20 protein-coding genes and 3 pseudogenes are annotated in these 24,331 nt (G+C 63.6%); 7 read left to right on the forward strand and 16 right to left on the reverse strand.

Features of this window, described 5'->3' with window-relative positions; all coding sequences use genetic code 11:
• Positions 1-205 precede the first annotated feature (205 nt).
• Both V1293_RS07925 and V1293_RS07930 read left to right on the forward strand, forming a co-directional pair.
• The gene (locus tag V1293_RS07925) at positions 206-460 is read left to right on the forward strand and encodes a hypothetical protein (RefSeq protein WP_334508233.1); all 255 of its coding nucleotides are present in this window, start codon (positions 206-208) and stop codon (positions 458-460) included.
• Positions 461-877: 417 nt separating this feature from the next.
• Positions 878-1,768, forward strand: a complete 891-nt coding sequence (locus tag V1293_RS07930) for a DUF1259 domain-containing protein (RefSeq protein ID WP_334516657.1) — start codon at positions 878-880, stop codon at positions 1,766-1,768.
• A 38-nt stretch (positions 1,769-1,806) separates the two neighbouring features.
• Here V1293_RS07930 and V1293_RS07935 read toward each other — a convergent pair.
• The 3 genes and pseudogenes from V1293_RS07935 to V1293_RS07945 form a co-directional block, all read right to left on the reverse strand.
• Positions 1,807-2,378: pseudogene (locus tag V1293_RS07935) on the reverse strand (cation diffusion facilitator family transporter).
• 73 nt (positions 2,379-2,451) lie between these two features.
• Positions 2,452-3,681: an MFS transporter gene (locus V1293_RS07940; protein WP_334508235.1), complete on the reverse strand. Its 1,230-nt coding sequence runs from the start codon at positions 3,679-3,681 to the stop codon at positions 2,452-2,454.
• A gap of 11 nt (positions 3,682-3,692) precedes the next feature.
• Positions 3,693-4,265, reverse strand: a complete 573-nt coding sequence (locus tag V1293_RS07945) for a hypothetical protein (protein WP_334508237.1) — start codon at positions 4,263-4,265, stop codon at positions 3,693-3,695.
• Positions 4,266-4,628: 363 nt separating this feature from the next.
• Here V1293_RS07945 and V1293_RS07950 point away from each other — a divergent pair, with 363 nt between their 5' ends.
• The 3 genes from V1293_RS07950 to chrA all read left to right on the forward strand — a co-directional run bounded on the left by V1293_RS07950 (position 4,629) and on the right by chrA (position 8,404).
• Positions 4,629-5,945: an ISNCY family transposase gene (locus V1293_RS07950; RefSeq protein ID WP_334508238.1), complete on the forward strand. Its 1,317-nt coding sequence runs from the start codon at positions 4,629-4,631 to the stop codon at positions 5,943-5,945.
• A gap of 237 nt (positions 5,946-6,182) precedes the next feature.
• Positions 6,183-7,001 carry a chromate resistance protein ChrB domain-containing protein gene (locus V1293_RS07955; protein ID WP_334508240.1) on the forward strand — a complete coding sequence of 273 codons (819 nt, stop codon included), beginning with the start codon at positions 6,183-6,185 and terminating at the stop codon, positions 6,999-7,001.
• Entirely contained in the window at positions 7,001-8,404 is a 1,404-nt protein-coding gene (chrA, locus tag V1293_RS07960) for a chromate efflux transporter (protein WP_334516659.1), read from the forward strand. The genes V1293_RS07955 and chrA overlap by 1 nt, the downstream gene beginning before the upstream one ends.
• Positions 8,405-8,506: 102 nt before the next feature.
• On the opposite strand, the gene V1293_RS07965 is transcribed toward chrA, so the two are convergent.
• The 12 genes and pseudogenes from V1293_RS07965 to rpoZ form a co-directional block, all read right to left on the reverse strand.
• Positions 8,507-9,454, reverse strand: coding sequence for a cation diffusion facilitator family transporter (locus V1293_RS07965; protein ID WP_334508242.1), 948 nt, complete (start codon positions 9,452-9,454; stop codon positions 8,507-8,509).
• 171 nt (positions 9,455-9,625) lie between these two features.
• A complete protein-coding gene (gene parC, locus V1293_RS07970) occupies positions 9,626-11,881 on the reverse strand; it encodes a DNA topoisomerase IV subunit A (RefSeq protein ID WP_334508244.1) in 2,256 nt (751 codons plus the stop codon).
• Positions 11,882-12,061: 180 nt separating this feature from the next.
• Complete coding sequence (gene recO, locus V1293_RS07975) at positions 12,062-12,814, reverse strand: DNA repair protein RecO (protein ID WP_334508247.1); 753 nt, start codon at positions 12,812-12,814, stop codon at positions 12,062-12,064.
• 396 nt (positions 12,815-13,210) lie between these two features.
• Positions 13,211-14,218 (reverse strand): annotated as a pseudogene (locus V1293_RS07980) (IS110 family transposase); the annotation flags it as partial.
• Between the two features lie 187 nt (positions 14,219-14,405).
• The gene (locus tag V1293_RS07985) at positions 14,406-14,786 is read right to left on the reverse strand and encodes a hypothetical protein (RefSeq protein WP_334508249.1); all 381 of its coding nucleotides are present in this window, start codon (positions 14,784-14,786) and stop codon (positions 14,406-14,408) included.
• A gap of 8 nt (positions 14,787-14,794) precedes the next feature.
• Positions 14,795-15,724 (reverse strand): GTPase Era, encoded by a 930-nt coding sequence (gene era, locus V1293_RS07990; RefSeq protein ID WP_334508250.1) that lies wholly within the window; start codon positions 15,722-15,724, stop codon positions 14,795-14,797.
• Positions 15,714-16,526, reverse strand: a complete 813-nt coding sequence (rnc, locus tag V1293_RS07995) for a ribonuclease III (RefSeq protein ID WP_334508252.1) — start codon at positions 16,524-16,526, stop codon at positions 15,714-15,716. The genes era and rnc overlap by 11 nt, the downstream gene beginning before the upstream one ends.
• Positions 16,523-17,281, reverse strand: coding sequence for a signal peptidase I (lepB, locus tag V1293_RS08000; protein ID WP_334508254.1), 759 nt, complete (start codon positions 17,279-17,281; stop codon positions 16,523-16,525). The genes rnc and lepB overlap by 4 nt, the downstream gene beginning before the upstream one ends.
• A gap of 283 nt (positions 17,282-17,564) precedes the next feature.
• On the reverse strand, positions 17,565-17,984 hold the full coding sequence (acpS, locus tag V1293_RS08005) for a holo-ACP synthase (RefSeq protein WP_334508256.1): 420 nt from the start codon (positions 17,982-17,984) through the stop codon (positions 17,565-17,567).
• Positions 17,981-18,750, reverse strand: a pseudogene (locus tag V1293_RS08010) (pyridoxine 5'-phosphate synthase). The gene acpS and the pseudogene V1293_RS08010 overlap by 4 nt, the downstream one beginning before the upstream one ends.
• Before the next feature lie 110 nt (positions 18,751-18,860).
• Positions 18,861-21,149, reverse strand: a complete 2,289-nt coding sequence (locus V1293_RS08015) for a RelA/SpoT family protein (RefSeq protein WP_334508258.1) — start codon at positions 21,147-21,149, stop codon at positions 18,861-18,863.
• 281 nt (positions 21,150-21,430) lie between these two features.
• A complete protein-coding gene (rpoZ, locus tag V1293_RS08020; RefSeq protein WP_024512695.1) occupies positions 21,431-21,823 on the reverse strand; it encodes a DNA-directed RNA polymerase subunit omega in 393 nt (130 codons plus the stop codon).
• A gap of 356 nt (positions 21,824-22,179) precedes the next feature.
• Between rpoZ and V1293_RS08025 the strand changes: the two genes are divergently transcribed.
• Both V1293_RS08025 and V1293_RS08030 read left to right on the forward strand, forming a co-directional pair.
• A complete protein-coding gene (locus V1293_RS08025; protein WP_334508260.1) occupies positions 22,180-22,812 on the forward strand; it encodes a LabA-like NYN domain-containing protein in 633 nt (210 codons plus the stop codon).
• A 144-nt stretch (positions 22,813-22,956) separates the two neighbouring features.
• Complete coding sequence (locus tag V1293_RS08030; RefSeq protein ID WP_334508262.1) at positions 22,957-23,610, forward strand: uracil-DNA glycosylase; 654 nt, start codon at positions 22,957-22,959, stop codon at positions 23,608-23,610.
• Between the two features lie 96 nt (positions 23,611-23,706).
• Here the strand turns inward: V1293_RS08030 and V1293_RS08035 are convergent, their stop codons facing one another.
• Positions 23,707-24,282 (reverse strand): peroxiredoxin, encoded by a 576-nt coding sequence (locus V1293_RS08035; RefSeq protein WP_334508264.1) that lies wholly within the window; start codon positions 24,280-24,282, stop codon positions 23,707-23,709.
• Positions 24,283-24,331: the final 49 nt, after the last annotated feature.

Consider the following 24,331-nt stretch of genomic DNA (forward strand, 5'->3'; position numbering starts at 1 on the left):
CATTCGCGAGCAATATCGCACGGATCGACGCGGCACCGGTCACATCAGCGCATTATCGCGTCAATCCATTCCTAAATTTCAATCAATTGCGTCGTTCCTGCATAGCAGGCCGTCAAGAAATTTTTGCCATAAGATGGTACCGGAACCCGGGTTTCGGTGGTTTTGGGCTCCGGTAGATTGGTGCTTCCAGGCTCTGGAATTGGTAATGCAAGAAGCGATCCGCTTACGTGAATTGGAAGCCGAGTGCCGTCAGCGCGCGCTGAACGAGCCGGGCAAGAAATGGTACTGGCTCGCGCAGGCCGCCAAATACCAGGTGCAGGCAAACCAGAAACTCGCCTTTCACTCGGAAGAGGCCAACGCGCCCGATTCTCCGGAGATCAAGCTGGCGCAATGGTCGCACGTTCGGGATGAGCGACGCGTGATGGAGCCCCTCCCCGACGGACGGCGATCGCCGTGGTAGTCGCGCGACCCGCGTTGGTCATGATCTGACAACCCCCTCAACGCTGAAACCGAAGAACACGTATCCAACCTGCATTGATCAATTGAAGGTGAACGCAAGGTTCGTTTCTACGGATGTCCCGCGGGATTGCGCTTGAAATAAAGGCTTTCGCGCCATCTCGTGACACAGTTGCAGTTGGCGGCGCCTGAACACGTTGACAGTCCACACCAGTGTGGCTGAATACGTCTATGGGGGTTTGCGATCCCCCCACGAGGCGACATGCCCAAGTATCGCGTCCCGGTTTCCCGGAGGCGCATACGCATGCCCGAATACCTGCCGTTACTCAAAAAAATCCGTCAACGCTCGGCCGCGCTGCGCCATGGCTCGCGGGAACATTTCCGTGTGCGACCGAACGTCGGGCGCAAGAAGGAGAACGCCATGAAACAATCCCTTACGCTACTCGCGCTCGGCACAGCGCTGCTGCTGTCACACGCCGCCCGCGCCGATGCTATCGACTGGAAGAAGGTAGACGCCGCCCTCGGGAAGACCGCCACGGTAAGCGGCGAAGTGCATCGTTACGGGCTGCCGCGATCCGATCTGCACGTCACGCTGGACGGCGTCGCAATCAAGCCGGCGCTGGCGCTCGGAGGATGGATCGCCTTCGCGCCCATGCAGGGAGAGGCTATGTTGATGGGCGACCTGGTGCTGCTGGATACAGAAATCACGCCCGTCATGACCAAATTGCTGGACAGCGGGCTGGACATCACTGCGATCCACAATCACGTGCTGCGTGGCTCTCCTGCGACCTTCTACATGCACGTGGCCGGACACGGCGACCCCGAGAAGATGGCAAGCGCCATCCGCGCGGCGCTTTCGTCGGCAAGCAAGACGCCCTTTGATCCGCCGGCCACCACCGCCACCGCAGCGCCGGCCATCGACCTCGACACCGCAAAAATCGACGAGGCGATGGGCGCCAAGGGTACCGTCAATGGCGGCGTCTACCAGTACGGCATCCCCCGCCGCGATCCGGCCAGGGAAGGCGGTATGGCCGTCAACGGCGCGTTGGGCGGCGCTAACGCCATCAACTTCCAACCCACGGGCAACGGCAAGGCGGCCATCACCGGCGACTTCCTGGTGACGCCCAATGAGGTCAATCCGCTGATCCGGGCCTTGCGTGCCGGCAGCATCGAGGTGACGGCCATCCATAGCCACATGCTCGACGAGGAGCCGCGTATGTTCTTCATCCACTTCTGGGCCAACGACGATGCCTTGAGGCTGGCACACGGCGTTCGCGCAGCCCTCGACAAGACGGCGGTTGCGCAGCACTGAACATTCGCGCCGCGCTAGCCCTGCTCCTCCGGCTGGTGCTAGCCGTGCTCGTGCGGGCAGGTCTCCACCTCAATGGTCACGTGGCTCAACCCGTGCAAGCCGCCGAGCCGACGCTTGTAGGTCGCCGGCGGCAGCGGGTGATCGGAGATGACCGAAATCACTGCGGCGCGATGCCCGGGGCCGACCTGCCACAGATGCAGATCGGTGACACGATCACCCCTGGTCTCGAGCCGGTCGCGGATCACCATTTCGAGATTCTTGTCCGCGTTGACGTCGAGCAGAACGGCGCCGGAGGCGCGCAGCAACCCGTAGGCCCAGTTCGCGATCACGAGGCTGCCGATGATTCCCACCGCCGGATCAGCCCACACCCATTGCGCGTACATCGCCACCAGCAACGCCGCGATGGCCAGGATCGAGGTCGCGGCGTCGGCCATCACATGGACATAGGCAGCCCGCAGATTGTTCCGGAAAGCCACCCGACGACGATCTCGCCGACCATCATGACAGTGGTCAGCGCCACCACGAACCAGATCCGACGCTCGTGACGGTCATGGCGGGAACCCAGGAACACGTGATCGTGAGTCCACTGATCGATGGAATGTGAGTGCATGGTCCTTCCTCGGCAAACATCGGACGATACCGCTCGCCCGAGTATAAACCCTGCCCGCGCGCGCATTAAGCCGTCAGGGGGATGATTCCTCCGGCGGCTTGATATGGCGGAACGAGAACAAGAGCGCGAGGTCGTAGGCGATCTTGAGCGTGCCGCAGACCACCAGCGGTAGCCCGGTAAACGACGTCATCAGCAGTGCGCCCGAGATCGCCGGGCTGATCGCGGATGCAAGGCTGCGCGGCACGGCGGTGACGCTGGCAGCCGCCGGCCGTTCGGCCGGCGTCACCACGGCCATGACGTAGGAGGTGCGGGTCGGCACGTCCATCTGCGAGAGCGCCGAGCGCAACAGCAGCAACCCGAGCGCCAGATAGAGGTTCGGCGAGAACGCCGCCAGGATCAGGAAGATGCTGGAGGGAATATGCGTGAACACCATGGTGTTGACGAGGCCCGCGCGTTTGGCGATCCAGGCCGCGACCGGATAGGAGAAGGCGCTCAGGGTGCTCGACCAGAAGAAAAACAATCCGGCCGCTGATAGCGACAGGTCGAAGCGCTCGAACAGCCAGAGCACCAGCAGCGACTGCGCGACGAAACCGCCCGCGAAGGCATCGATGCTGAACAGCGCCGCCAGCTTGTAGACGGTGCCGCGCGACGGGCCGAGCGGCGTCTGCGGCGCCCTCTCCTCGCCGCGGGTGTGCGGCACGTAGCGATAGAGCGCGGCGCAGGCGATGCCGAGCGCGGCATAGGCATAGAACATCAGGCGGAACGCGGCGAGGTTGGTGCTACCGCCCGCGACAAGGAGATCGGGCAATGTAGCCGCCAGCGAACCCGTCGCGGTGCAGAGCGCGCCAATCAGGCTATAGCGCGCGAACACCTGCGTGCGGCGCTCATCGGCAGCACTATGCGCCAGCACCGCATGCTCGAGCGGCACCAGCACGCCGAGATCGCCGCCGGATGGATTGATGGTGCCGATGAACGCGACCAGCGCGATCAGCACAAAATGCTCGACGCCGGGAAAGGCTATGCCGGTGGCTGCCATCAGGCCCGCGCCCGCGATCAGCAGCGGCCGCAGATCGTGGCGCGGCGCGATCCAGCCTGTGATCAGGGTCAGCAGCGCGGTTCCCAATAGCGACGCCGTCGCGACAATGCCGACCGCGACGGCGTCGTAACCGAGCGCGGTCATGTAGGCTGGCAAGATGATGACTGCAAAACCGTCGCCAAAGCCGCGCAGGCCACGGGCGACATAGAGCAGCGAGATCAGGGCGGACCCGGTCGACGCCTTCGGTTCGGTCACGACATCAGTCATCCCCGGCATCCTCACGGCAAAGTGGTGATCGTTACTTGATCGAAGCGCGTCACGCTGTCCGCCTTGGTCCATAGCGCAATACCGCCTGCATCCCTGAACGTATCGTCCTTGACCTCGAACAGGACCGCTCCGTCATAGCTCACCGTGAAGCGGTCGCCTTCGGCCCGCAGGGCGAGAACGTGCCATTCATTCGAGGTCACGCGAATGTTTGACGTGCCGAGCTGCTGCCGCCGGCCGGCGACGACGCGATAGAAGCGAACATTATTCTCAAGCGCGTTGGCCCGGGCGACGTAGTAATTGTCAGGGTCCGCAAGCCGCACGACAATGCCGCCGGCCTGGTCGATCCTGCCTGCAACGGGCTTGAAGCGCACCTGCATGATGAGATTCTTCGCCGAAAAGCTTTCGTGGAGAGCGAGCGGAAAGCGGTAATCGGTGCGGTCGGTACTCTGCTGCTCGATGGCGCGGCCCGCCTTGGCGGTCGGGTCGGCGACAACACTCCATTTGCCCTCCGCGCCGAGGCCGGTCCGCGCAAACGAGAATCCGGCCGGCGGGGAACCTATAGTCATGCGGTCGATGGCAATCATGAGGGCTTCTCCCGCCGTGGACGCCGGGAATCCAGCGCATGCCAAGGCGGCCGCGGCGAGCGCGACGCGCAGTGTTGACCTGATGGAACAAAAAAATATCGGCCCTGAACCATCCATGTGCGCTCCTCCCGACAGGTCGGGTGTGCGCAGAGCTTGGACGGTGGGCCGTCTGACGGGGAGCCTGCTTTGTCCCCGGTGAATAGACTAGGCCCGATTGTGGACACGCGCAAGCACAAGGCGCGAGACCTGTCAGTAGCGCGTGATCTGTCGTGTGTTTGTAGCTCGTGAAGTGTCGTGTTTTTGGTGCCCTGGAACAAAGGGGGCACGATGGGCACGGCATCCATTCACGAGGGTGTACGACGGATGCGGTTTTCGGATTTGCTGGATCGGACGGAGGCGAAGGAACTGACGCAGGCGGCCGCGGCTGAGCTTCTCGGGATCAACGTGCGGACGTTTCAACGTTGGGCGGAACGCTATGAGGCGGAGGGCGATGACGGGCTTGTCGACCTCCGTATGGGGCGGCGATCGCCGCGGCGCGCGCCGGAGGAAGAGCTTGAGCGGATGCTGGGGCTGTTCCGGGACAGGTACGCGGACTTCACGGTGAAGCACTTCCACGAGCAGCTGCAAAAGCGGCATGGCTATGTGCTTGGCTACACGGTGACGAAGCTGGCCTTGCACGCGGCGGGCTTGGTGCGGAAGGCGCCGAAGCGTTCGGCGCACCGCAAGAAGCGTCCGCGCCGGCCGCTTCCGGGCATGCTGCTGCATCAGGACGGGTCGCGCCACGCCTGGATCGAAGGTCTGCCGGCGATGGACCTGATCGTCACGCTGGACGATGCGACGAGCGAGATCTACTCGATGTTTCTGGTCGAGGAAGAAGGCACGGCGTCGACGTTCCAGGCCTTGGGCGAAGTGATTGGCGGGCGCGGCCTGTTCTGCGCGCTCTACACCGATCGCGGCAGCCATTATTTCTACACCCCGAAGGCTGGCGAGAAGGTCTCGAAGACGCAACAAACCCAGGTGGGACGGGCTTTATCGCATCTTGGGATCGAGCATATCGCAGCCTATTCGCCGGAGGCGCGCGGGCGCTCCGAGCGGATGTTCGGCACGCTGCAGGGCCGGCTGCCGAAGGACCTGCGGCTCGCCGGGATCAGGACGGTCGAAGCCGCCAATGCGTGGCTGAGGGCGCATTACATGGCCGAGCATAACGCGGCGTTTGCGATCAAGGCCGAACAGCCGGGCACGGCGTTCGTCGCCGATCGCCACGAGGCTTGGCGCGAAGCGCTGTGCGTGATCGAAGACCGAACCGTCGCCAACGACAATACGATCGCATGGAACGGTCGGCGGCTGCAGCTGCCGGAGAGCCGGCTCAGGCCCCACTTCGTCAAAGCCCTGGTGCGGGTCCATGAGTATCCCGATGGCACCGCGAGCGTGTTCCTTGGCCCGCACCGATTGGCGACGTTTGCCGCCGACGGACACCAGATCAGCCCCGACGCGCCTCAGCCTGGCAGCGTGCTCGGAGCCGTCAAGGACAAGCCCTTGCGGGCGCGCAAGCGCGCGTCCTTGACCGCCCCTGCGCGCGCCGCCGTCGAGATAGCGCGGGTCGGGGCGGAGAAACGGGCTTCAAGTCGAACAAAGAAACCGACCAGGAGGGCTAACCCGGCAGCAATATCCGTGGCATGACCAACCCGGAGGAAACCGTCCACGCCTTCCGGCTCCTCCGAAACTCAACAACGAAGGCGACAGATCACGAGCTACAAAAATACGACAACTTCACCCGCTACGGACAGCACAAGGCGCGAGACCCCGTTGACAGTGAAAGCGGCAAGCAGTTAATTCGGCCCATGGGGATGTTGCGATCTCCCCACGAGGCGACATGCCCAAGTATCGCGTCCCGTTTCTTTTGACGAGGGCGCAGCCATGTCATCCTACACCACGATATCTCCCGACAAGCTTATCCGATTGATCGGCACGGCGAACACGCCTGCGCTGATCGACGTTCGGACCGACGAGGATTTCGCTGCCGACCAGCGGCTGATCCCCGGCGCGGTCAGGCGCAACCATGAGCAAGCCGCCGAATGGGGCGAGGAGTTTTCAGGCCGCTCGGCCATCGTCGTCTGCCTGCGCGGCCAGAAACTCGCGCAAGGCACCGCGGCCTGGCTGCGGCATCTGCACGTTTCGGCCGAAGCACTCGAAGGCGGCTTCGAAGGCTGGAAGGCGGCCAAACTGCCGCTGGTGCCGGCCGCAAAACTCCCGGCGCGCGACGCGCAGGGCCGCACCGTCTGGGTGACCCGCGCGCGGCCGAAGATCGATCGCATTGCCTGCCCGTGGCTGATCCGCAGGTTCGTCGACCCGAACGCGGTGTTCCTGTTCGTCACGCCGCCGGAAGTGCTAGGGGTCAGCGAGCGATTCAACGCCGCGCCCTTCGATGTCGAGAACGTATTCTGGAGCCACCGCGGCGAACTCTGCACCTTCGACGTGATGATCGAGGAATTCGGCCTGGCCACGCCGCCTTTGCTGCGGCTGGCGACGATGGTCCGGGGCGCCGACACCGCGCGGCTCGATCTGTCGCCGGAAGCGCCCGGCCTGCTCGCCGCTTCGCTCGGCCTGTCGCGCATGTTCGACGACGATCTCGAGCAGCTCGAGGCCGGCATGACGCTGTACGACGCGTTCTATCGCTGGTGCCGCGACGCGACTGGCGAGACGCACAATTGGCCGACCAACAAGGCGAAATCGTAATGGATGCGACGATCGACAAGGCGGCCGGGGCCGGCGCCGCCCGCGACCTCGGTCACGGCATCAGCTTCGGTGAAGCGTTCCGGGTCTGGCTGCGGGTCGCCGTATTGAGTTTCGGCGGCCCGGCCGGGCAGATCGCGGTGATGCACCGCATCCTGGTCGAGGAGAAGAACTGGATCTCCGAGAGCCGGTTTTTGCATGCGCTGAACTATTGCATGCTGCTGCCGGGGCCGGAGGCGCAGCAGCTTGCGACCTATATCGGCTGGCTGCTGCACCGGACCGCCGGTGGCATCATGGCCGGCGGCCTGTTCATCCTGCCCGGCATCATCGCCATCATGGGACTGAGCTACATCTACGCGGCCTACGGCAACGTCGGCTTTGTCGAAGCGGTGTTCTTCGGGCTGAAGGCCGCGGTGCTCGCCATCGTGGTCCATGCGGTCGTTCGCGTCGGCAAGCGCGCGCTGCGCAATCGCGTCATGATTGCGCTCGCGGCAATTGCCTTTGTCGCGATCTTCTTTTTCGACGTCCCGTTCCCGATCATCATCATCGCGGCTGGCGTGATCGGCTATCTCGGTGCGCGCAGCGGACGGCCGGAATTTGCGGCGATCGAACACGGTGGCGGCGGCGAGAAGTCGGCCGCGGCCGACAGCCTGCTCGGCGAGGAATTGCCCGACCACGTCCGCCCGAGCGTCGGCCGCGCGCTGCGCGTAAGCTCGGTGTGGCTGTTGCTGTGGGTGGTCCCGGTGGCGGCGCTGCTGATCGGGCTCGGCCAGGCCAATGTGTTCAGCCAGATCGCGCTGTTCTTTTCAAAGATGGCGATGGTGACGTTCGGCGGCGCCTATGCGGTGCTGGCCTATGTCGCGCAGCAGGCGGTGGAACATTATCACTGGCTGCAGCCGCGCGAGATGCTCGACGGCCTCGGCATGGCCGAGACCACGCCGGGTCCGCTGATCATGGTGCTGCAGTTCGTGGGCTTCATGGCCGCCTACCGCGATCCCGGCACGCTGTCGCCGATGCTGGCTGCCACGCTTGGCGGCTTGCTCGCGACCTGGGTCACCTTCATCCCCTGCTTCCTCTGGATCTTCTTAGGCGCGCCCTATATCGAGACGCTGCGCGGCAACAAGGGGCTCGCCGGCGCGCTCTCGGCGATCACCGCCGCCGTGGTCGGCGTGATCCTGAACCTTTCGATCTGGTTCGGATTGCACACGCTGTTCCGGCAGACCACGCCGGTTCGCTCGTTCGGGCTATCGTTCGACATGCCGGTGTGGGGAAGCCTCGATATTGCAGCCTTCGCGCTGGCGGCGGCCGCGGCGACGGCGATCTTCCGCTTCAATATCGGGATGTTGTGGGTGCTGGCGGGGTCGTGCGCGGCGGGGGTGATGATGCGGTTTGCGGGGTGGGCTTGAGCGTAGCCGCGATCTCGTAGAATGGGTGGAGCGCAGCGATACCCATCAATACCGGTTTGTGACGGTGATGGGTATCGCTTCGCTCCACCCATCCTACATTCCCTACACCCGTTCCGCCGGCGCCAGCTTGCACACCTCCGCGGCGGCTTCGATCTGCAGCGTGGAATGGTGGATGTTGAAGCGGTGCGAGAGCTCCTCGCAGACGCCGTGCAGAAAGGCGTCGTCGGTGCCGCCGGGCCGCACCAGATGCGCGGTCAGCGCGGTCTCGTTGGTGCTCATCGCCCAGATGTGGAGGTCATGCACTTCCGTGATACCCTCCAGCCCGGCGAGATAATCCCTCACCTTCGCAAGCTCGATGCCGCGCGGCACGCCGTCGAGCGCGAGGCTGACGCTGTCGCGCGCCAGCTCCCATCCGCTCCAGATCACCACGGCGGCGATCACGAGGCTGATCGCGGGATCGAGCCACAGCCATCCCGTCATCATGATGATGAGAGCCGCAACCACCACGCCGAGCGAGACGCCCGCATCCGCCGCCATGTGCAGATAGGCACCGCGAATATTGAGGTCGCCGTGGCGGCCGCGCATGAACAATAGCGCGGTGAAGCCGTTGATCGCGACGCCGAGCGCCGCAACCACCACGACCGTCCAGCCCGCGACCGGCGCAGGGCTGTAGAGCCGGTTGACCGCCTCGACGACGATGCCGCCGACCGCGACCAACAGCAGACCGGCGTTGAACAGGGCCGCCAGGATCGAAGCGCGACGATAGCCGTAGGTGTGCCGCTGCGTCGGTTGCTTCTGCGCCAGCCATGCCGCGCCCCATGCCAGCAGCAGCGCGATCACGTCGGAGAGATTGTGAACGGCGTCCGAAATCAGCGCCAATGAATTGGCGGCGTAGCCGAAGATCAGTTCCGCAATAACGAAGGCGGTATTGAGGGCGGCGCCGATGGCAAAGGCCCAGCCGAAGCTATCGGGCGCATGGCTGTGGCCGACGTGACCATGGGAATGATCATGCGCGTGGGAATGGGAGTGATGAGAGTGATCGTGCGCCATTCCGCCTCGATACTTTCGATGGCGACTTATATAGCGCGTGGAATTTCGAATACTATTACAGGCGGGAATCGTAGGCTGGGCAAAGCGAAGCGTGCCCACCATTCTCGATGAACATGCCGATAGATGGTGGGCACGGCGTTAGCGCGCCTTTGCCCACCCTACCATCTGTCCCTACTCCACCCCGCGCAAAAACTTGTTCGACTTCGGCAGGCCGTGCGCGAGGCGGCCGGCGTCGGCGCGGTTGCCGCGCCAGTCGGACAATTCCTTGGCGCTCATGCTCTGCTCGCGGCCGGCGGAATCCTTCCAGGTCAACCCCGCCTTGAGCTCGAAAACGGCGACATCAGACAGCTTGGCGCTGGAATACTTTTGCAGCCGAACGCCGCGGCCGCGGGCCATCTCGGGCACCTGGTCGAGCGGGAACAGCACCATCTTGTGGTTGGTGCCGATCGCAGCAACGGTGTCACCGTGCACGGTCGCGATCGCGCAGGCCTCGTTCGGCATGGTGACATTGAGCACCTGCTTGCCCTTGCGGGTGTTGCCGACGCAATCTTCTTCCTTGACGACAAAGCCCTGCCCTTCGCTGCTCGCGATCAGGAACTTGCGTTCGCCCTTGTTGACGAACAGCGAGACGATCGCGGCGTCCTGCTCCATGTCGATGAACATGCGGATCGGTTCGCCATGACCGCGGCCGCCCGGCAGTTTTGCGACATCGAGCGAATAGAATTTGCCGTTGGTGGCAAACAGCAGCAGCTTTGAGGTGGTCTCGGCGAAAAACGCATGGTCGAGCTTGTCGTCGGTTTTGAAGGCAAGCCCCGAGATATCCTCGACGTGGCCCTTGAGCGTACGCACCCAGCCCTTTTCGGAGATCACGACCGTGCACGGCTCGCGCTCGACGAAAGCTTCCTCGATCGCGGCGAGATCGTGCTCGGGGGCGTCGGCGAATTGCGTGCGGCGCTTGCCGAGCGGCGTCTTCGGTCCAAAAAGGTCGCGGACTTTTCGGACCTGCTCGCCGACCTTGGACCATTGTTCGGTCTCGGAACCGAGCAGCGACTTGATGCCCTTCAATTCGTTGCGGAGGTTCTTGTCCTCGGTGCGGATTTCGAATTCCTCGAGCTTGCGCAAGGAGCGCAGGCGCATGTTGAGGATGGCATCGGCCTGGATTTCCGTGAGCTTGAACGCCTTGATCAGCGCCGGCTTCGGCTCGTCCTCGGTGCGGATGATCTTGATCACCTTGTCGATGTTCAGATAGGCGATCAGGTAACCGCCGAGCACTTCGAGTCGGTTCTCGATCTGCGTCTTGCGGTAGTTCGAGCGACGCACCAGCACGTCGCGCAGATGGTCGAGCCATTCGCGCAAACATTCCGCAAGCCCCACCACTTTGGGGATCTTGCCCTTGATCAGCACGTTGAGGTTCAGCGAAATCTTGCTCTCGAGCTCAGTGAGCCGGAACAGCGATTCCATCATCAGCGCGGGATCGACCGCGCGGGATTTCGGTTCGATCACGAGGCGAACGTCTTCGGCCGATTCGTCCCTGACGTCGCCGACCAGCGGCAGCTTCTTCTCGTTCAGGAGCTCGGCGATCTTCTCGACCAGCCGCGACTTCTGCACCAGCCACGGAATCTCGGTGATCACGACGATCCAGGTGCCGCGCGCGCCCTCTTCCTGGGTCCACTTGGCGCGGGTGCGGAACGAGCCGCGTCCGGTCATGTAGGCTTCGGCGATGCTTTCCTTGGAGTCGACGATGATGCCGCCGGTCGGGAAATCCGGGCCCTTGACCCATTTCAGCAGCGACTTCGACTTGGCGTCGGGCTTGTCGATCAGATGCAGGGCGGCGTCGCACAGTTCGGCCGCGTTGTGCGGCGGGATCGAGGTGGCCATGCCGACCGCGATGCCCTGCGCGCCGTTGGCGAGCAGGTTCGGGAAGCCGCCGGGCAGAACCACCGGCTCCTTGCTCTGGCCGTCGTAGTTCGGGCGGAATTCGACGCCGTCCTCGTCGATGCCTTCCAGCAGCAGCCGCGCGACATCGGTCATGCGCGCTTCGGTGTAGCGGTAGGCGGCGGGATTATCGCCGTCGATATTGCCGAAATTGCCCTGGCCGTCGACCAGCGGATAGCGCGAGGCGAAATCCTGCGCCAGACGCACCATGGCGTCGTAGATCGCCTGGTCGCCATGTGGATGGAACGAGCCCATCACGTCGCCGACGATCTTGGCCGATTTCTTGAACGGCGTCCCGGGGTCGAGCCGCAGCAGGCGCATGCCGTAGAGGATGCGCCGGTGCACCGGCTTCAGCCCGTCGCGGGCGTCCGGCAAGGCGCGGTGCATGATGGTCGAGAGCGCGTAGGCGAGATAGCGCTCTTCCAGCGCATCGCGCAGCATCACCTCGTGGATTTCGGCCGGTTCTTCCGGCGGCAGCTGTCGTTTTCCCATGGGGAGGCGTTAAACTTTTCGGCTGAATCGGGCAAGAATTGAATCAGGGCAGCCGTCGCCCCTGCGAACGCAGGGGCCCATAACCACAGGGGTTTGCGGCAAAAAATGGCACGGGCCGCAGTGCCATGGATGGGCCGCGGCGTATGGGTGCCTGCTTTCGCAGGAAGAGGATGGAGCGGTTCAGGCCGACGAACTGATTCGCGCCCGATTCCGCGTCACCGCGTTGATGAACCCGTCCCGGGCGTCGGAATGGCGCTGCCCGCGCGGTTCCAACACGTGGCGAAGCAGGAACAGCCCGGTCAGCCGAAAACCGTCCTGCAGGTCCTGATCCGACCAGCTATTCGCCCCGCCCTCGCCCTCGCGCAGAAAGGCCGGCAGCCGCAGCAGTCGGTCCCGATACGGCTCGCCGGCCCGCCGCGACACCGCGCCGCCGGATTTTGGGGAGACGTAGATCAGGTCGGCGGTCTCGCCGGTGGCGGCGCAGTTTTCCAGATCGAGGCCGAAGCCGAGCTCGGCCAGCATCGCGAGCTCGAACCTGATGAGATGAGCGGCGGCAACGCCGGCATCGTCAAAATCGTCCAGCGTGCGGTCGAGCATCTCAAAAATGTCCTCGTGGGGGTCGCGCTCCGGCAACAACCGCACCAGCGAAGCCAGATGGGTGACGCCATAGGTCGCGTGCGCCGACGCCAGCAGGGTGGCCGCGCGCAAGCGCGTGCCCTCAACGGCGTAATATCCGAGATGCTCGTCGAGCCGCGCCCGCCACACCGTGGTGACGCTGTTGCCCGGCTGCAGCAACGGCCGCATCCGCTTGCCCGCACCGCCGCGCACCAGCCCGAGATGACGGCCATGCTCGCGCGTCAGCAGCTCGACAATGGCAGAGGATTCGCCATGCCGCCGCACGCCCAGCACGATGCCTTCGTCGGTCCATTCCATGGGCGGAGTTTACAGGATTTCGGAACATGTAGGGTGGGCAAAGCGCAGCGCGCGCACCGACGATCAACAAACTGTGTCGCCTGGGATGGTGGGCACGGCGTCAAAGAGCGCCTTTGCCCACCCTTCTGTAACGGGCCTCGATTAGTCAATCCCTTTGCGTTGTCCGCCCGCCGGGGTCTCGCTTCTGTACGGGGTCGGCGCAGGGCCGCCACCTGATGGGGTTGGAAGAGGATAGGTCGACCAATCTACGTTGAGCGTGCTCACGAGGCGACCTGGTGGGCAACGGCCTGACCTGATCCATCGTCCCGGCGAAGGGACTTCGCTTCGAGAAGGCCTGGTGTCGTGACCCGCCCGAAAACTGCTGTTTCTCCCTGTTAGGCTGCCGCCGCAGCGGCGTTTAAAGGGTGTTCCGTCGGCGAGCATGCGGTGCATGATCACCGCGAGCCGGCGCGCCAACGCCACCTTGGCTTTGCTCATGCCGGCGCGCTTTTTGATCCGCATGGCCCAGCTCTTCAATTGCGAACAGCCCTTGAGCGGCTTGGTCAGCATGACGTTGGCAGCCTCATAGAGCGCTGTGCGCACCGAGGCGTCACCGATCTTGCTGATCCGGCCGGTGTAGTCGGTCTCACCGGATTGATGCTTCTTCGGGGTCAACCCGAAATGGGCTCCTGCCTGCTTCGACGATTTGAACCGGGTCGGATCGTCGATTGCGCTGGCATAGGTCAGCGCCACGATCGGGCCGACCGCCGGGACTGACGTCAGCAGCCGTGCCTGCGTATCGGACCGCACCATCCTGCGGGTTTGCTTCTCGAAAGCTGCGAACTCGGTCCGCAGCACCGCTCGCACCGCCAGCAGCGCCTTGGCGATCATTTGCAGGTGCGGATGGCCGTCCACGAGTTCCTCGATCCGTCCCGCGAAAGTCTGCCCGGTCGTCTTGCCAACCTTGAGGCCAAAACCGCGCAGGATCCCGCGCAGGCTGTTCTCGACGTCGAGAAGCTTCGATTGCACCAGCTTGCGGGCGGTCAACAGCGATCGGGTCTCTTGCGCACTGATCGATTTGCAGTGCACCGGTCGGAACCAGCCCAGCCGCATCAGTTGCGCAATCCCGCGTGCATCGTTGCGATCCGACTTGACCGGCATCGCCTCGAACGCCTTCCGCACGTGCCGCGTCTCCAGCCGCTCAACGGCGAGGCCGGCCGCCTTCATCCCCGCAAACAGCCATTGCGACAAGGGCCCGGCTTCCAGCCCGATCCGCTCAAACTCAAAGCCAGACTGCCGGAACCAGGCGATCAGCGCCTCCGGCTCGCTGGCCACCCTGGCCTCGCGCAAAATCTTGCCGCTTGCGTCAACAACACACACGCTCGAGCATTCCAATGACACGTCGATTCCGGCATAGTGGTTCATGGTCGTCTCTCCTTGATGCTTGGAGCGAGGCTCATCCCTCTGACTCCGTAACACCATCAATGTGAGGGACGACCGCCCGCCTTCCAAGCAAGCCGCGCGAAGCGCGCTACCCAACAGCGCCGTAGCAAGCGCGGCTTGCTTGGAAGGCGGGCCGGGGCCCGTTACCCCATCTACGCAGCCCTGGCGATCACGCGTCGAACCATCCCACCGCATCGCCGGTGAAGGAGAAGTACAGCCCCGCCGCGGTCAGCGCGCAGGAGACCACCTCGATGCCGCTGTCGAACTCCAGGCCCTTCTCGCCGATCACCTGCACCAGGGAAATCACCGAGAGCACCAGCGCCGCGGCCAGCACCCAGCGCGGCCAGTTCTTGCGGCGTTGGGCGGCGAGCCAGACGAAATAAACCAGGAGCAGGATCAGCCCGCCCGCCATCACGGTCGCCACGTTGATCATCTGCGCCGTCATGTCGGCCTTCGGCGTGCGGTCCTGAAACGCCACCGACACCGCATCCAGCGTCAGCGACAGATACAGCAAGACCTCAAACCACAGCACGTTCCTGGGTGTATTCATCCGGCTTATTATTCCTTGGGGAATTCCAGCCCCATTTCCCGGTAGCGGTCGGGGTCGTCGCCCCAGTTCTCGCGCACCTTGACGAACAGGAACAGGTGCACGGGCACGCCCAGGATCTCGGCGATCTCCTTGCGCGAATCCGCGCCGATCGACTTGATGGTGGCGCCGCCCTTGCCGAGCACGATCTTGCGCTGGCTCTCGCGCTCGACAAAGATCGTCTGCTCGATCCGCACCGACTTGTCCTTGCGCTCGGTCCAGGTGTCGGTCTCGACCGTCGATTGATACGGCAGCTCCTGGTGGAGCTGGCGGTAGATCTTTTCGCGGGTGATTTCGGCTGCCAGATGCCGCAGCGGCGCATCCGACATCTGGTCCTCGGGGTAATGAAACGGTCCCGGCGGCACGCTCTTCGCCAGCGTCTTGCGCAAATCGGCGACGCCATCGCCCGACAGCGCCGAGATCATGAAGGTGTGTTCGAATTTCATGCGCTCATTGGCGGCCTGCGCCAGCGCCAAGAGCTTCTCGCGCGGGATCAGGTCGATCTTGTTCAGCACCAGGATTTTCGGGTGTTGGACCGTCGCAAGCTTGTTGAGGATCGCATCGGCCTCCTCGTCGATGCCGGCCTTGGCATCCAGCAGCACGCAGACGAGGTCGGCGTCATGGGCCCCGCTCCAGGCAGTCGAAACCATGGCGCGGTCGAGCCGGCGCTTCGGCAAGAAGATGCCGGGCGTATCGACCAGGATGATCTGCGCATTGTCCTCGATCACGATGCCGCGGATCAGGGCGCGGGTCGTCTGCACCTTGCGCGACACGATGGTGACCTTGGAGCCGACCAGCGCGTTGACCAGCGTGGACTTGCCGACATTGGGCGCGCCGATCAGCGCCACGAAGCCGCAAGCGGTCTCGGCGGGCACGGCAGCGGGTGACGATTCAACTATCATTGCCGCCGACGCCTTCGCGTTCGATCATCACGGAGGCCGCGACCTTCTCGGCGGCGCGCTTGGAGCCGCCGACGCCTTCGGCGGGCGCCAGTCCCGGCAGATCGACGGCGACGCGGAACTGCGGGTCGTGGTGCGGCCCGGTGCGCTCGATCTCGCGATAGACCGGCGTCGGCAATCCCTTGCTCTGGGCCCATTCCTGCAGCACCGTCTTGGGATCACGCAGCGGCCGGCGCGGCTTGCGCATCCGCTCCAGCCAGTTGCGCTCGACGAATTGCGACGCCGCCGCATAGCCGCCGTCGAGATAGATCGCCCCGATCACGGCCTCGCAGATATCGCCGAGCACGGATTTGCGTAGGCGCGCGCCCGCCCCTGCGCCTACCGCGCCGAGCTTGATGTCATCGAGCAATCCCAATGATTTTGCGACGTCGGCGCAGCTTTCCTTGCGCACGAGATCGGCGAGCCGCTTCGACAATTCGCCCTCGTCGGCCCGCGGATAGGCCCGATACAGCATGTCGGAGATGATCAGCCCGAGCACATGATCGCCGAGGAATTCCAGCCGCTGATAGCTGTCCGCGCGATGACGCGTGGCGGGCTTCAAGGCCGAGACATGGGTAAAAGCGGTCGTCAGCAGCGCGGGATCGGAAAATTTGTAGCCGATGCGTCCCTCGATCGCGGCCGCGGCCGCCTTGGCCCCAGCCTTGCCGCGCTTCTTTTTCGGCGCAGCGACGCCGGCGGCTTCGGCCTGCTGGCCCGGCTCGCCCGAGGTCGATGTGTCAGGAATGGTCGCTGTCTCGTCGATCATCGCACGATTGTGAATAAACGATTCCAGCGCACGGCGGTCGGCCAGCGCCAGAACATCCAGGCATGTTCGCCCTCGGCAATGGAGAAGAAGATCATCTGCGCCCGGCCGACGATGTTCTCGAACGGCACATAGCCGACCTGCGACAGCACGCGGCTGTCGGTCGAGTTGTCGCGGTTGTCGCCCATCATGAAGAAGTGGCCGGCGGGCACGGTGTAGACGTTGGTGTTGTCGTAGAAGCCGTTGTCGACGCAATCGAGCGATTCATAGCTGACGCCGTTGGGCAGCGTCTCCTTCCAGCGCTTGACGCGCGCGGTGGCGTCGGAGCCGCAAGGGTCCTCGCCGATGAAGTCGGAAAGCCGCTCGCGCTTGACCGGCTTGTCGTTGATGTAGAGCAGGCCTTCCCGCATCTGGATGCGGTCACCCGGCAGGCCGATCACGCGCTTGATGTAATCGGTGGAGTCGTCCTTGGGCAGGCGGAACACCACGATATCGCCCCGGTTCGGCTCCGAGCCGAAGATGCGGCCCGAGAACAGCGGCGGCGACAACGGAATGGAGTAGTGGCTGTAACCGTAGGAATATTTCGAGACGAACAGGTAGTCACCCACCAGCAGCGTCGCCTTCATCGATCCTGAGGGGATGTTGAACGGCTGGAACAGGAAGGTGCGGATCACGAGCGCGATCAGGAGAGCGTGGATGACGACGCGGATGGTTTCACCCAAGCCGCTTTCAGATTTTGTGCTGGAGGTCACGCTCATCGCTTTCCCAATTCCCGCAGGCCTTTGCCCGCACGGTGGCAGAACGTTTTCCGCACGCGAATCGCCTGGTACGTTCGCGTCAGGAAAATGGTCTCGATACTGATGTTGAAGGCCTATTCCGGCGCTACCCTGAATCGGCCCTGGCTCGAACACGTCGTTCGCGGCGTTTTAGACGGTTGTTCGTGAGCGCGCAATCAAGCGCCTCGTCAAAACTTTATAATCCATTGATATGTCAATGATTTTTAGTTTTGTCCCGCTTCTCCGGCGCAAACGCCTGCGCGGCTCATGATTTGCCGGGAACGACCGCCGAAATTATGACGAAGGCCTGTGCCATCGGCCAGTCGTCGGTGATCGACAGATCGATCCGCGCCTCGAACCCCTCCGGCGTCAGCGCCTCCAGCCGGGCCAGCGCGCCGCCGGTGAGTTTCATGGTCGGACGGCCGCCCGGCAGGTTCACTACCCCCATGTCCCGCCACCAGACGCCGCGCCGGATCCCGGTGCCGAGCGCCTTGGAACAGGCCTCCTTGGCAGCGAATCGCTTGGCGTAGGTCGCGACCACCATCTTTTCGCTATTGGCGCGGCGCGCCGCTTTGGCGCGCTCGGCGTCGGTGAAGATGCGGTCGAGGAAGCGGTCGCCATGGCGTTCGATCACCCTGGCGACCCTTGTGATGTCGATCAGGTCGGAGCCGATGCCGATGATCATGGCCGGCCCGCGATTTTCTGGCGGCCGCGGTCCATCGCCGCCCGCATCTGCAGCACGGTCTCGCCAAGGCCGACAAACAGCGCCTCCCCCATCATGAAATAGCCGATGTTGAGTTCGGCGATCTCGGGCAGTGCTGATATCGTCTCGGCCGTCTGGTAGTCGAGGCCGTGGCCGGCATGGACCTCCAGCCCCGCTGCGCGCGCCAAGGCGGCCCCCTCCACGATCCGCCCTGCCATTCCGCCTCGGCCTTTGCGGTGTGGCCATCGACGACGGCGTCGCACCAGCCGCCGGTATGGATCTCGATCACGGGCGCGCGCAATCTTGCCGCCATCTCGATCTGTTGCGGGTCGGCGGCGATGAACAGTGACACCCGGATGCCGGCATCGTTGAGCCGCGCGATGAACGGTGCCAGCGCATTGTGCTGGCCGACCACATCCAATCCGCCCTCGGTAGTGAGTTCCTCGCGCCGTTCCGGCACCAGGCACACCGCGTGGGGTTTTGTTGCGAGCGAGATCCGCAGCATGTCCTCGGTGGCCGCCATCTCGAAATTCAGCGGCTTCGATATCTCGGCCTTCAGGCGGGCCATGTCACTGTCGCGGATATGGCGACGGTCCTCACGCAGGTGCGCGGTGATACCGTCGGCGCCGGCCTCGATCGCGGCGAGCGCCGCGCGCACCGGATCCGGCCGCTCGCCGCGGCGTGCATTGCGCAAGGTGGCGACGTGGTCGACATTGACGCCGAGGCGTAGCGGAGGAGCTTTTGACATATTCCGACTCTCGAACCGAGAAATCCAATCGTCATGCGCGGGCTCGACCCGCGCATCCATCTTCTTGAGAACGATGGGTTGCCGGGTCAAGCCCGGCAACGACAGATCGGCTACCCATTGACGCGCTCAACCTTGGCCACGACGGCCTTGGCGCGCAATTGGGCGATAATTGCACTGAGATGCTTGAGGTCATAGACCTCGAGATCGATGGTCAGTTCGGTGAAATCAGGCGAGCGGCGCGACATGCTGATATTGTCGATATTGCCGTCATGCTCGGCGATCACGGTGGCGACCTGGGCGAGGCTGCCGGGCTCGTTGACGTTATGGACCAGGATCCGCGCCGGGAAACGCTGCGGCATGGTCTCGTCGATATCCCAGCGGACGTCGAGCCAGCGCTCCGGCTCCTCCTCGAAATCCTTCAGCGCCGGCGACTGGATCGGATAGATCGTGATCCCCTCGCCCGGCGTGACGATGCCGACGATGCGGTCGCCCGGCACCGCGCCGCCGTTCGGCGCGAACTTCACCGGCAGATCGGAATTGATGCCGCGCACCGGGATGACGGACGCGCTGCGCGCCGGATGCGGCGGCGATTTCAGCTTCAATTTGACCGCGAGGCTCTTCTTGGCCCCGTAGCGCACCATCCGCTCTTCCTTGTAGTCCGGATACATGGCGCGGGCGACGTCGGAAGCCTTGAGTTCACCACGCCCGACGGAGGCCATCACGTCCTCGATCGAGGCGCGCGCCAGCCGGGGAAGCGCGCCCTTCAGCTTATCGTCGGCGTATTCGATCTTGGCGCGGGCAAACAGGCGATCGATGATGCGGCGGCCGAGGCCGGCATATTGATCGCGTACCGCGGTGCGCGTGGCGCGCCGGATCGCGGCGCGGGCCTTGCCCGTGACCGCAAGCGATTCCCAGGCCGAGGGCGGCGCCGACTGGGCGACCGAGGTCAAAACCTCGACCTCGTCGCCGTTCTGCAGCTCGGACGACAAAGGCGCGAACTTGCCGTTGATCTTGCAGCCGACCGCCGAGTTGCCGACATCGGTATGCACGGCATAGGCGAAGTCGATCACATTGGCCTGGCGCGGCAGCGCGATCAGCTTGCCCTTGGGCGTGAAGCAGAACACTTGGTCGTGGAACAGCTCGAGCTTGGTGTGCTCCAGAAACTCTTCCGGATTGGCGCTTTCGGACAGGATGCCGACGGTATGGCGGAGCCAGGCAAAGGCGTTGGATTCGTGCTTGAGCCGCTCGGTCGGCGAGCCCACGCCTTCCTTGTAGAACGCGTGGGCGGCGATGCCGAATTCCGCGATCTGGTTCATTTCCTCGGTGCGGATCTGCAGCTCGACGCGCTGATTGCCGGGGCCGATCACGGTGGTGTGGAGCGAACGGTAATCGTTCTGCTTCGGCGTCGAGATGTAGTCCTTGAAGCGGCCGGGCACCACCGGCCAGGTTGTGTGCACCACGCCGAGCGCGGCGTAGCAGTCCTCGACGTCGCTCAGGATGATGCGAAAGCCGTAGATGTCGGACAATTGTTCGAAACCGACCGATTTGCGCTCCATCTTGGTCCAGATCGAAAACGGCTGCTTGCGGCGGCCATAGACGCGCGCAGTGATGCCGTTCTTCTGCAAATTCTTGGAGAGCTGGCTTTCGATTTCGCCGATCAGATTGCGGTTGCGGTCGGCGAGCGCGTCGAGCCGCTGCTTCACCACCGCATAGGCTTCAGGATCGAGCACGTGGAAGGATAGATCTTCCAGTTCCTCGCGCATCTCATGCATACCCATGCGACCGGCGAGCGGCGCATAGATGTCGAGTGTCTCTTCCGCAATGCGACGGCGCGAGGCCGGCGGCACGAATTCCAGCGTGCGCATGTTGTGCAGGCGGTCGGCGAGCTTGATCAGGAGCACGCGGACGTCGTCGGCGATCGCCAGCAAAAGCTTGCGCAGGTTCTCGGCCTGCTTGGCCTCGCGCGAGACCAGCTCCAGCCGCTTCAGCTTGGTGAGGCCTTCGACCAGCGCGCCGATCTCGTGGCCGAAGACGTTGTCGATCTCGGCCCGCGTCGCCTCGGTGTCCTCGATGGTGTCGTGCAGCAGGGCAGCGACGATGGTGGCGTCATCGAGCTTGAGGTTGGTCAGGATCGCCGCCACCTCGAGCGGATGCGAGAAATAGGGATCGCCGGATGCCCGGGTTTGCGTGCCATGCGCCTTCATGGCGTAGACATAGGCCCGGTTGAGCAGGTCTTCGTTGGTATCGGGATTGTACGAACGGACGCGTTCGACCAGGTCGTATTGCCGCATCATGCGCGAGCGCGATTTCGGCTTCTCCGTCACAGGCGAGGTCGGCGCGACCGCGACCTGGCCGGTTGCGGCCTGCATTTGCCGGGAACTGCGGCGCCAATACGCCATCCAATTACTGCCTTCTTCCACCAGACCCGGACGGGTCCCGCCGTTACGTATCTAATGCGTTTTCGAACGGCGATGCACGCCGCTCGGGCCCGAAACGGTTCAATTTCGCTTGGGCCAGCGCCCACCCCGGTGACCCGCCGGTCAGGCGAGTCAGCCGATTTCTGCCGCGCCGGCCAAGGACGCATTGTAACCGCAAAATTGTCAACAAAAGCAAAGGCCCGGACGGATGTCCGGGCCTTTGGCAGATCAGGGAGTTTGGGACGACCCGGGATGTTCCCGGATTACTCGTCCTCTTCGGGCTGCTCTTCCGGCGGCGCCAGGCCTTCCAGGCCCTTGAGGAGCTCTTCCTCGGTCATGCGCTCGACCGCGACCTCGGTGTCGTCGGCATCGACGCTGGCGCCGGCCGAGCCGATCAAAGGCACGGTATCGGGCTCTGGCTCGTCGACTTCGACGAATTTCTGCAGGGAATGAACCAGTTCCTCGCGCAGGTCTTCCGGGGAAATAGTGGAATCGGCGATTTCCCGCAGCGAAACGACCGGGTTCTTGTCGTTATCCCGATCAACCGTGAGTTGCGACCCGGACGAAATCATTCGGGCGCGATGCGCCGCCAGCAACACCAGGTCGAACCGGTTGTCGACCTTGTCAATGCAATCTTCCACGGTGACGCGCGCCATAGACTGTCGCTCCGTTATCTGGGGGCCAAATATGTCTGATATGGGCGCTAGTTATAGCGGTAAAGGGCGTTTCGCAAGACTAAATTTGTGATTTGCCTTCCCAATGGGCTCTGATAACCCACCCTGGGGGCCAAAACAGGCCGGAGCGTCCAGACGCGGCAGGGTTGCCGTACGGGACAAGTAAATCTCTTCATTGCACTGTCAAAAGTATAGGTTTTTCGCCCTCGCCTCACCATAATTGCAGTGGTGACTGTCGTGGGGCACGATTCACTGAACTTTAGGCAACAGAACTGGAAAGTGCGCGCGGTCGATGGCCGCTGCGCTAGAAAAGCTAACAACAACGTGAGAACCATTTGATGTCACCCGCTTCCAACAAGATTGCGCTATTCATCGACGGCGCCAACCTCTACGCAACGGCCAAGACGCTCGGCTTCGACATCGATTACAAACGCCTTCTCAAGGAATTTCAGAGCCGAGGGACGCTGTTGCGTGCGTTCTACTACACGGCGATCATCGAGGATCAGGAATACTCCTCGATCCGTCCGCTGATCGATTGGCTCGACTACAACGGCTACACCGTCGTCACCAAGGCGACCAAGGAATTCATCGACGCTTCCGGCCGGCGCAAGGTGAAGGGCAACATGGACATCGAACTCGCCGTCGATGCCATGGAACTTGCCGAGCATGTCGACCAGATTGTGCTGTTCTCGGGCGACGGCGATTTCCGCTCGCTGGTCGAAGCGGTGCAACGTCGGGGTGTTCGCGTCACGGTCGTTTCGACCATTTCGAGCCAGCCGCCGATGATCGCCGACGAACTGCGCCGCCAAGCCGACGTCTTCACCGACCTCGTCGAGCTGCAATCAAAACTGGGCCGCGATCCGTCCGAACGCCCTGCACCGCGCGAACCGCGTCATCACGCTCCGCAATTCCTGCAGCGCGCGACCACCATGGCGCCGCGGACCGCCGGCGACGACGAATTCGACGATTGAGAATGAGCCAGCACGCTGCTAGAGCCTCGGTTCTGATTGAAACAGAACCGGGGCTTTTTGTTTGACGCGCTTTCTTGACGCGACCCGGCATCGATCCCGGATCTAGGTCCGTGGCCGGCTTTCGCTCGAAAACGCTTTGGACACATGGCTAGCCTCCTCGCCCCTGCTTCTATCGAACCCGGCCGCAATTGCCCGCTCTGCCCGAGGCTCGCCGAATTTCGTGCGCAGGCGCGCGCAAAAGAGCCGGATTGGCACAATGCACCGGTCGCTTCGTTCGGCGATGCCAACGCGCAACTGTTGATTGTCGGGCTGGCGCCAGGCCTGCAGGGCGCCAACCGCACCGGACGCCCGTTCACCGGCGATTACGCCGGCGACCTGCTGTATGCGACCCTGCTCGAATACGGCTTTGCCAAAGGCGTCTATCAGGCACGTCCCGACGACGGACTGAAGCTGGTCGATTGCCGGATCAGCAACGCGGTGCGCTGCGTGCCGCCGCAGAACAAGCCGCTGCCTGTCGAGATCAACACCTGTCGGCAATTCCTGGTCGCGACCATTGCGACCATGCCGAAGCTTCGCGCGATCGTGGCGCTCGGGCGGATCGCCCATGAATCGACATTGAAGGCGCTCGGGCTTCGCAATGGCGCCGCCCCCTTTGCGCACGGCGCCGTGCACAAGGCCGACACCATCAAGCTCTACGACAGCTATCACTGCTCGCGCTACAATACGAATACGCGGGTACTTACGCCGGAAATGTTTCGAAACGTGTTCGCGAAGGTGCGGAAGGATCTGGATTCGTAGATTCGAGGGTGGGCAAAGCGTAAGCGTGCCTACCAATATCCGCGGTGATCTGAATGGTGGGCAGGCTTCGCTTTGCCCGCCCTACACATCAACAACTCAAGCCGGATTTTCCCTCAGCCACGCCAGCACATCGCCGGCATTCCGGTCCGGCGGAAACACCGGATAGAAGACGTGCGTGATACGGCCGCTATCGATGATCAACGCCAGCCGCTTGATCAGCGTCAGTCCGGCCACCTGCATGGTCGGCAGCTTCAGGGCGCGGGTCAGCGCCAGCTTCTCGTCCGACAGAACCGGGAACGGCAAATGCAGCCGTGACGCCATCTCGGTCTGGTAGACATTGTCCTGCGTCGAGAGGCCGAACACGTGGTTCGCGCCGGCGGCCTTCAGCTCCGCAAACAGGTCACGGAACGAGCAGGTTTGCGGCGTGCAGCCGCGTGCGCCGGGAATCATGTCCCAGTCGTCGACCAGGCTGATCTTGCCGGGCTCGCCGGTGCGGGGATAGGCGAATACGACGGTGCGGCCAGAAAGCGCTGATAGCATCACCGAGTTGTCGTCGGTGGCGAGGAGCGTGACCGGTGGGATCATCATGCCGACGAGATGCGCCGCCGCGCCGTCATCCGTCGGCGCCGGGATCTTGCTCCAATCGACTTCGAGCAGGTTTTTCTGGTTCATGGACACCATTCTCCATCAGCCGTCATTGCGAGCCAACGGGTCGCGCGAA

Origin of the sequence: Bradyrhizobium sp. AZCC 1693 (assembly GCF_036924745.1) — a bacterium.
Lineage (GTDB): Bacteria > Pseudomonadota > Alphaproteobacteria > Rhizobiales > Xanthobacteraceae > Bradyrhizobium.